Source organism: Streptomyces bohaiensis (assembly GCF_012033785.1).
Classification (GTDB): domain Bacteria; phylum Actinomycetota; class Actinomycetes; order Streptomycetales; family Streptomycetaceae; genus Streptomyces; species Streptomyces bohaiensis.
This window is the reverse complement of sequence record NZ_JAAVJC010000348.1, coordinates 1-4,318: the sequence shown is the minus strand read 5'-3', so window position 1 is coordinate 4,318 and position 4,318 is coordinate 1. Positions and strand designations below refer to the sequence as shown.

The 4,318-nt window shown below is 74.5% G+C and carries 4 protein-coding genes and 1 pseudogene; 3 read left to right on the top strand and 2 right to left on the bottom strand.

Going from position 1 to position 4,318, the window contains the following annotated elements:
- Both HCN52_RS22330 and HCN52_RS22325 read right to left on the bottom strand, forming a co-directional pair.
- A pseudogene (locus tag HCN52_RS22330) lies at positions 1 to 429 on the bottom strand (hypothetical protein); the annotation flags it as partial.
- Positions 420 to 965, bottom strand: coding sequence for an RNA polymerase sigma factor (locus tag HCN52_RS22325; RefSeq protein WP_245175366.1), 546 nt, complete (start codon positions 963 to 965; stop codon positions 420 to 422). The gene HCN52_RS22325 and the pseudogene HCN52_RS22330, both read right to left, overlap by 10 nt.
- A 449-nt stretch (positions 966 to 1,414) precedes the next feature.
- Here HCN52_RS22325 and HCN52_RS22320 point away from each other — a divergent pair, with 449 nt between their 5' ends.
- The 3 genes from HCN52_RS22320 to HCN52_RS22310 form a co-directional block, all read left to right on the top strand.
- Complete coding sequence (locus tag HCN52_RS22320) at positions 1,415 to 1,945, top strand: Asp23/Gls24 family envelope stress response protein (RefSeq protein ID WP_168090239.1); 531 nt, start codon at positions 1,415 to 1,417, stop codon at positions 1,943 to 1,945.
- A 305-nt stretch (positions 1,946 to 2,250) separates the two neighbouring features.
- Positions 2,251 to 2,940: a hypothetical protein gene (locus HCN52_RS22315; RefSeq protein WP_168090238.1), complete on the top strand. Its 690-nt coding sequence runs from the start codon at positions 2,251 to 2,253 to the stop codon at positions 2,938 to 2,940.
- A 204-nt stretch (positions 2,941 to 3,144) separates the two neighbouring features.
- A partial coding sequence (locus HCN52_RS22310; RefSeq protein WP_168090237.1) for a YihY/virulence factor BrkB family protein occupies positions 3,145 to 4,318 on the top strand: 1,174 nt, incomplete at its 3' end.

Sequence of the window (4,318 nt, the reverse complement as noted above, 5' to 3'; positions counted from 1 at the left end):
CCGTGACGCCGGGATGGTTGACGACCGCGGACGCCTACGGCATGCTCCGCTCGGCCATCGCCTCGGACGACCCGGTGCTGTTCCTCGAACCCAAGCGTCGCGCGCGGCGCCGTGCCCGGCGGTGCGGTGCACCGCGGGCTCGTACCGGTCGGCACCGGGGCCGGCCCGCAGCCGGCCGATCGCGCCGTGGTCGGCGGCCTCCGCCTCGCGTGCGAAGTCGTCGAGCACCCGCAGTCCGTCCAGTGCCGCCGCGCAGTGCGGGCAGCCCGCGACATGCGGGTCCTCGGCGACGGTGCCGTCGTCCCAGCTCTCCCACAGCAGCTCCACGGAGCGGCCGCAGGCCAGCAGTTCGTCGTCGGCCGGGAGCGCGGCGCTCCCCGGGGGGATGCCGTGGTCAGGGGGGCCCGAGGCGGGCGGGCTCATCGCCATGCGTCCATCGCCTCCATCAGATGACGCCGCGCGCGGTAGATCCGGCCGCGCACGGCCTGGTGGGTGATGCCGACCGAGTCGGCGATCTCGTCGTAGCTCAGTCCGTGCAGTTCCCGCAGCACCCAGCAGGCGCGCTGCTCGGCGGAGAGGCCGTCGAGCGCGCGGGACATCGCCGCGGCCGCCGCCGAGGACTCCGCCGCCCGCGTCGGCGACGCCTGGTGGTCGGGGGCCGAGGGCTCCGCCACCGCGTCGAGGTCCGAGGTCGGCCGGCGGGCGCGCAGCAGGTTCAGGCAGCGGTTGGTGACGATCCGGTACATCCACGTCAGGAACGCCGACTGGCGGCGGAACTCGGGTAGTCGGCGCCAGGCGCTCACGAAGGAGTCCTGGACGGCGTCCTCCGCGTCGGCCCGGTCGCCCAGCAGCCTGGTCGCCAACCGCAGCAGCACGGGGCTGTGGCGGCGGACCAGCAGTTCGAACGCGTCGTCGTCGCCCTCGGCCGCCCGGACCACCAGCACGGAGTCGTCCAGGGTAGCCAGGACGCCACCGGTGGCGGCGGGTGCGGTCTCCGGTGCGGCCCCGGGCGGCGGCAGGCCGTCCGGGGAACTCGCGGCTCCGGGCGCCGTCGGCGGCTGCCGCGTCTCGGGACGCAGCGCCCCGGACGGCGGTGACGCCGGTGCGGGCGGTTCGGTCCCGGCCGTCGCGGACGGCGCGGTCGACGCCCTGACCTCCTCGGACACTCCCGCTCCTCTCCGACTCCGCCGCGCCCGTGCCGTCGCCCGGATGCGGCCGGGCGAGCCCGGTTCGCTCCCCCGGGCACCCATTGGACACGCCCGAGCCGCTCACGTCACGGTCTTCCGCCGATCGGCCCGTTCGCGTCGCGGAGAAGTTTTTCGCGAAGGTGCGTGACGTTTGTGCCGCGGGCCGTGTCCAACCCTCGACAGGCCCCGAGGGGCGAGCGAGCATCCTTCAGCGAGAGCGAGGAGTCATGGCCACCACCACGTCCCCCACCACCGCGGCCGACACGACCAAGTCCCCCTCCGCGGGGGACCGCGCCGCGAAGTCCGGCGCCGGTGCGACCACCACCGTCAGCAGCGGCACCACCGGCGTCGACCAGCCGGCGGCCGAGCGTGGCAAGACCTCGATCGCGGACGGCGTGGTCGAGAAGATCGCGGGCATGGCGACCCGCGAGGTGTCCGGCGTCCACGCGCTGGGCGCCAACCTCGCCCGGACCCTGGGCGCGGTGCGCGACCGCGTACCCGGCGGGCGCGGCACCGGCAGCGTCAGCAGAGGCGTCAAGGCCGAGGTCGGGCAGAAGCAGACCGCCATCGACCTCGACGTGGTCATCGAGTACGGCGTGCCGATCCACGAGGTCTCGGAGGACATCCGGGAGAACGTCATCAGCGCGCTGGAGCGGATGACCGGGCTGGAGGTCGTCGAGGTGAACATCACCGTCCACGACATCCACCTGCCCGAGGACGGCGACGAGGAAGAGCCCGAGACCGCGCGGGTGCAGTGACGTCCCCTCGCGGACGCAGCGCGCCACGCGCAGCGACCGGCCGTGGACGCTCCGGCGACCACGCCCGCCCCGGCCGTCCGGCCACCGGCTCGCCCCGGGCGTGGAACGGGGGTGCGCCGGGCGGAGTGCGGGAGCGGGTGGGCGCGGGGTCGTAGAGCCCACGCGCCCACCCGGCACGCGCTCCGTACCGGCGCTCAGCACTGCCCCGCGCGCCGCCGCACTGCCGACGGTCGCCGACCGAGGGCACACCACCGACATCACGAACAGCTACCAGGAGGTCACCGCGCCCGGGAGGGACGGAACACATGGAACCGCTCATCGGCACGGAGCACACCCGGACCATCGCGCACCAGCACCCCGCCGACCCGGCACCGGCCGCCGCGCAGCCCCCGCAGGCACGCGACCCCGCCGGAAGCGTGCTGCTCGGTGACGGCGCCACCGCCGGAGGACTGGATCTCACTTCGGTGTTCGGCACCGCCATCGCCCTGGCAGCCGCCGTCCTGCTGACGGTCGGGCTGATGGCCGCCGCCCTGCTCACCGTCGCCGCCGCCCCGCACCGCGGTACGCGGCACCCAGGTCCCGTCGGCCACCGCGAGGGGACGACCGGACCCACGGCACCGCGGCGGAGGCCCGAGGACTCCCGGCCCGGCGACACCGGTCGGAAGTCCGTCGAAAGCGCGGACGAAAGAACCGACAAATGCCCAGGAACGAGTACCTCCGTTTCGGTCCGGGCACAACTGAAGCTCCCCGAACCGACCACGGACAGCCGCGGAGGCGGATACTCGACCCCGTACGACAACCCAACGGTGGACCGGCAGCGGTCCGCCGGTCCACAGACGGAACGACGGATGACGACGAACAACGTGGTGAGCACCGGGACCGCACAGGCCGACGGAGCAGGACACCGCCCGCGGCCCGACGCTGTCCCCGTGACGACCGGCGGCGCCGGACGACCGACCGCCCGGACACGGCACGACAGCGCGGCACGCGTGTGACCGGCACCTTCCGGCGGCAGCGCACCGCGCGGGCGTCCGCGCCCCCGCACACCGGACCGTACGGATGTCCCCGCCGTACGGCCCGACCCCACCGGCCGGAGTCATCCGTGCGGCGCGCCGTCCCCGGGCGCACCGTCGGCCCGGCAGGTCCCCGCTCCCGGGGAGCAGGCACGACATCGGCCCGGCCGACGGGCGGAGAGCACCATGAGCGCTGAAGAACCGCGCGAAGCGGAGACCCCCACCACCGCCGCCGACGCCCCCGCGTCCGAGCCCGCACCGGCCCCCGGCGTGGCGGCCCCCGAGGACGCGGGCCAGGCATCGGCCGGGACACCGTGGTACCGGCGCGCCTACCCGCTCGCCCTCGCCCGGACGCCCGCCCGCATGTGGAACGACGACATCATGGACTGGGCGGCGGCCCTCACCTACTACGCGATCCTCGCGGTGTTCCCGCCGCTGCTGGTCGCGGTCTCCGTCATGTCGATCACCGGGACGGAGTTCCCGCCGACCCTGATCCACCAGCTGAACTCGGTGGTCCCCAACGCCGCGCACGGCATCCTGGAGCAGGCGCTGCGCGACATGACCGACCGCCACTCCGCGGCCTGGCTGCTGGCGATCATGGGTACTGCCGGCTCGCTCTGGTTCGCCTCCAGCTATCTCGCGGTCTTCCGACGGGCGCTGCACACCATGCACGGGACGAAGGACGTCCGCCCGCCGTGGGTGACCGCCCCGCGCATCCTCGCCGGCGCGATCACGCTGCTCACGCTGCTGTTCACCTGTGTGGTCGTCGTGCTGGTCAGTGGTGAGCTGTCCCGCGGCCTCGGTCGGCTGCTCGGGATGGACACCGCGGCGGTCACCGCCTGGAACATCATGAAGTGGCCGCTGCTGCTGTGCCTGGCCACCGTGCTGGTCCTGGTGCTGTTCCGGACCGGCCCGCCCGCCACACGGGGGCTGCGGCGCAACGGGCCGGGCGGTGCGCTGGCGGTGGTGCTGTGGCTGGCGCTGTCGATCGGTTTCGCCGTCTACGCCTCGCTGATGGGCACCTTCACCCGGATCTACGGCTCGTTGGCCGGCATCATCGTCTTCCTGATCTGGCTGTGGCTGTCCAACCTCGCGCTGCTCACCGGTGCGCAGTTCAACGCCGAACTCGACCGCATACGGCATCCGCGGCACGACGGCGTCGGTGGGCCGGGCGCCGCCGACACCAAGGCGGCGACGGCACCCGGGCGGGTGCCGTTCGGCAAGGGCAGCCCCCGGCCCGCCACCGACGACGGCGACCATGCGGACCGGGCCGACGACGGCGACCATGCGGACCCCGCCGATCACGCTGCTCCCGCCGACCCCGGCACGTTGCGCCGCAGCCCCCGTGTGGCGGGCGGGC